At 69.6% G+C, this 4,094-nt stretch carries 3 protein-coding genes, 1 tRNA gene and 1 pseudogene; 2 read left to right on the top strand and 3 right to left on the bottom strand.

The window, feature by feature from the left end; genetic code table 11:
• A pseudogene (locus BN11_RS23785) lies at positions 1-192 on the bottom strand (hypothetical protein); the annotation flags it as partial.
• A gap of 516 nt (positions 193-708) precedes the next feature.
• Here BN11_RS23785 and BN11_RS12865 point away from each other — a divergent pair.
• Together BN11_RS12865 and BN11_RS12860 are read left to right on the top strand one after the other, a co-directional pair.
• Entirely contained in the window at positions 709-1,479 is a 771-nt protein-coding gene (locus BN11_RS12865; RefSeq protein ID WP_048698302.1) for an SDR family oxidoreductase, read from the top strand.
• A gap of 74 nt (positions 1,480-1,553) precedes the next feature.
• Positions 1,554-1,627, top strand: a tRNA-Thr gene (locus tag BN11_RS12860).
• 291 nt (positions 1,628-1,918) lie between these two features.
• Here the strand turns inward: BN11_RS12860 and BN11_RS12850 are convergent.
• Together BN11_RS12850 and BN11_RS12845 are read right to left on the bottom strand one after the other, a co-directional pair.
• Positions 1,919-3,481 (bottom strand): alpha/beta hydrolase, encoded by a 1,563-nt coding sequence (locus BN11_RS12850; RefSeq protein WP_048698297.1) that lies wholly within the window; start codon positions 3,479-3,481, stop codon positions 1,919-1,921.
• A 76-nt stretch (positions 3,482-3,557) separates the two neighbouring features.
• Positions 3,558-4,094: DNA polymerase III subunit delta' C-terminal domain-containing protein (locus BN11_RS12845; protein WP_048698294.1), on the bottom strand; the 537-nt coding region annotated here is incomplete at its 5' end.

Here is a 4,094-nt window from a genome sequence, read left to right as displayed (position 1 = left end):
CGCGGCGACCTGGGTCCCGGCCTCGGCCACGGCGCTGCGGGCGCCGTTCATCTCGGCCTGGCTCGGACCGGTCGGCTCGGCGCTGGCGGCATACGACCCGCCGAGGACGACCCCGGTGACCGCGGCGAACGCTCCGACGGCCTGGGCCGCCCGGATCCGGGCGCGCGGCTGTGAGGCTGGCCTGCACGGCATGGACGATGCTCCTGAGAAACTCCGGCGACCGATGGCGGACGGTGGCCGATTCGGGGGGCCAAACGCTGTTTGCGCAGTTCAGCGTACTGAGCCCGATTCCCACCCGTCACATCCGTCACGCCCCAGGCGCCCGTTCAAGCCCGTGGAAGGCCCCGGCCAGCGAATGACACGGATGTTTTTCCGCAGGTCGCACGCCCGAATGGCACCGCGGTCCCCGCCGCCTAACGAATCCATAACGAACGGTCGGAAGAGGGGGAAGAAGACGGGGGCGCTGATGCTGACATCAGCGCCCCCGCCTTACCGCCCGGCGACTGCGGGGACAACCCGGAGGTTGGCTCCCACCCCGCGTCGGCTCATTGGCGGTGCTTCTGACGCTACCTCATCGACCTTGTTCAGTTTGTCCATAAGGCTTGGTAAAAGCCGGCACGCACAGGGATTGACCGGGCGTCCAGAAAACAATATGGCCGAGCTTTATCACGAATGGGAGGCCCGCGACACCACCCTACGATGGCAGTCATGGCCCAGTCCCGTCCACTCGCCCTCATCACCGGTGGCGGCACCGGCATCGGTGCCGCCACGGCGACCCGACTCGCCGCAGCCGGCTTCGACGTCCTCCTCGCCGGCCGCCGCCTCGAGCCCCTGACCAGCACCGCGGTGCGGATCGGCGCGGCGGCACGGCATACCGTCCTCGACGTCACCGACCCCGAGGCCGTCGGCGAGCTCATCGGCGGCCTGGACCGACTCGACGTCGTGGTCAACAACGCCGGCGGCGCGCTCGGGCTCGCGCCGGTCGCCGAGGCGGACGCGGAGCAGTGGCGCACGATGTTCGAGGTCAATGTGCTCGGAACGCTGAACGTGGTGCGGGCCGCGTTGCCGCTGCTGCTGCGCTCGCCCCGGGCAACGATCGTCGACATCTCCTCGACCGCCGGCGAGATCGTCTACGAGGGCGGCGCCGGCTATGCCGTGGCCAAGCACGGCACCTCGGTGATCTCCGAGACGCTGCGGCTCGAACTGAGCGGCACCCACGTGCGGGTTGTCGACATCCGGCCCGGCATGGTCGCCACGGACGAGTTCGCGCTCACCCGGTTCGGGGGCGACGCGGCCGCCGCCGCGAAGGTGTATGCCGATGTCGACCGGCCGCTCGTGGCCGACGATGTCGCCGCGTGCGTGGAGTTCGCCGTCCAATTGCCACAACATGTCAATATCGACACCCTCACCATCCGCCCGGTGGCCCAGGCGGCCCAGCACAAGACCTACCGCGGGCCGATCGACTGGCACGAGAGCTGAGCCGAGGTCGATTCGGTGCGTGGCCGCGGCATACGTATACTGCTTGGGCGCACCCAGCCCTGCTCGGCGCACCCGCCGCTTTAGCTCAGTCGGCCAGAGCGATTCACTCGTAATGAATAGGTCGTCGGTTCGATTCCGACAAGCGGCTCCGCCAAACGCCCTCGACGCCGGTCGGGGGCGTTTGTTGTCCCGGGAGCTAGTTTCGGTGCGGTCTCGCTCCGGTGAGAGCATGCCTGAGGCTGTCCCGGGGGAGTCCCGCTCCCGCGCCGTTCGGTCTCGTCGTCCGCTTCGAATTGCATCCCCGGCAGGAGGCGGCCTTCGACGCGCACGAGCAGACCGAGCACACGCGCGCCTTCCTCGCCGAGCGCCAGCGCTTCGTCGCGTCCTTTGAGGTCGCGTTCCTGGGGCCGGGGTCAGCAGCATCCGCTGACCGGGACCGTCAGCAGCGCAGGCCGTCGGCCGGGACCTTGTCCTTGGTGTAGAAGTCGTTGAGGGCGTTGTCGATGCACGAGTTGGCCCGCATGTATGCCGTGTGGCCGTCCCCGTCCATGGTCACCAGGACGCCGGCCTCGAGCTGGTCGGCGAGCCGGACCGCCCACTCGTAGGGAGTGGCGGGGTCGCGGGTGGTGCCGACGACGACGATCGGGGCGGAGCCGGCGGCGGTGATCTTGGCCGGTTTGTTCGTCGACGTGATGGGCCAGTGGCCGCAGGTCAGGCCCGACCAGGCCAGGAAGCGGCCGAAGAGCTGGGCCTGTTCCTGGGCTTTCTTCTCGCGCTCGACATAGGTCGCGATGTCGGGGCTGTCGGGGGCGTCGAGGCAGTTGACGGCATAGATGACCTGCATCATGTTGCCCGAGTAGGCGCCCGACGCGTCCCGCTCGGCGTAGGCGTTGGCGAGGTTCATCAGGCCGGTGCCGTCGTCGGACGCCACGACCTTGCGCAGGGCGTCGGTCAGCTGGGCCCACATGCCTTGGTCGTACATGGCCGCGGCGATGCCGTATGCCGCCCACCCCTCCGTCAGCTTCTTGACGCGGGCGTCGCCGGTGACTGTCGCGGGCGTCTTGTCCAGCTTGGTGAGCAGGTCACTGAGCCCGGTCATCACCTCATCGACCGAGGTGCCGAGGGGGCAGTTGCCCTCCTTGACGCAATCGGCCGCCCAGGCGCGGGTGGCGGTGTCGAATCCGCGGGCCTGGCCGATGGCCGTCTCCTCGGGGGTCAGGTCGGGGGCGAGGGCGCCGTCGAGGACCATCCGCCCGACCCGGTCGGGGAAGAGGCCGGCATAGGTGGCGCCGAGGTAGGTGCCGTAGGACTTGCCCAAGTAGTTCAGCTTCGCATCGCCGACGACTGCCCGCAGGATGTCCATGTCCTTGGCCGCCTCGACGGTCGAGACGTGCCCGAGCAGCGGCCCCGCATTGGCGGCGCACGCCTTGCCGAAGTCGGTCGCGATGGTCACGGCCTGCTGCCGCTCCGCTGCGTCGTCGGGGGTGGGGTCCTGGCCGAGGAAGTCGTCGAGCTGCGGCGGTTCGACGCACTCGATCGGGGCCGAGTCCTGCACCCCGCGCGGGTCGAAACCGACGACGTCGTAGGCCTTGCGGACCGGAGTGCCCACGATGAAGTCGGCATAACGGGCATACTCGACGCCGCTGCCGCCGGGCCCGCCGGGGTTGACGAGGATCGAACCGGCCTTGGTGCCGCCGCCGCGTTTCTCGGTCTTGAGGACCTTGAGCTTGATCGTCTCCCCGTCCGGCTTCGCGTAGTCGATCGGCACCTCCAGCTCGGCGCACTTCGGCCCGCCGCAGTCGGTCCAGGTCAGCGTCTGGTTGTAGAACTTGGCCAGCGCGTCCTGCCCGGTCGGCACCTTGGCCGTGCTGGGCAGCGGGGTGCTGGTGACCTTCGCGTCGCGGGAGAAGGGGTTGTCGATCGAGCAACCGGTCAGAGCGAGCGATCCGGCGAGCAACACCCCGATCGCGCGCGGACGACGGGGAGCGGCCGGATGCGACATGGCTCGACGCTAACTCACGCATCCGACAGGACGCGCACCGAGTTGATCGCACCGCGATAACGATCCCGGCGCGGGGTCACCGCGGCAGGATGAGCGAGACGGCCATACCCTCGAGCGCCAGCAACGGGGCGACATTGGCGTCGATCCGTTCGCGGGCGGTGCCGATGGCCTCCATCGCGCGCAACAGACCCTCGGGGGTCAGGGCCCGAGCCAGCCCCCCGACGGTGTCGAGATTGTCCTCGTTGACGATGGCGACCGGGGCGCCGGTGCGCATGACCAGGGCGTCGCGGTAGACCGACAACAGGTCCAGCAGAGTGCGGTCGAGGACGTCGCGGATGAAGCGGGTGGCGCGGGTCTTCTGTTCCTTCTCCATCGCCGCCAGCTGGCTGCGCACGTGCGGCGGCTGGGTGCGGGCGGTCGGATCGGCGCCGAGCAGTTGGAGCAGTCGCTCCCGCTCCGCCGTATGCCGCTCGGTCAGGGAATGTTCCTTCTCCTCCTCCGCGATCGCCATCAGATCGGCGGCGGCGCCGACGGCATCGCCGACCCCGGTGATCCGGGTCGGCATCGTGACGACCTGGCGGCGCCGGATCCGCGCGCCCTCGTCGCGCGCCAG

This window comes from Nostocoides australiense Ben110 (assembly GCF_001050535.1).
Classification (GTDB): Bacteria; Actinomycetota; Actinomycetes; order Actinomycetales; family Dermatophilaceae; genus Nostocoides_A; species Nostocoides_A australiense.
Note: the sequence above shows the minus strand (reverse complement) of the source record. Positions and strands in the feature narration are given on the sequence as shown.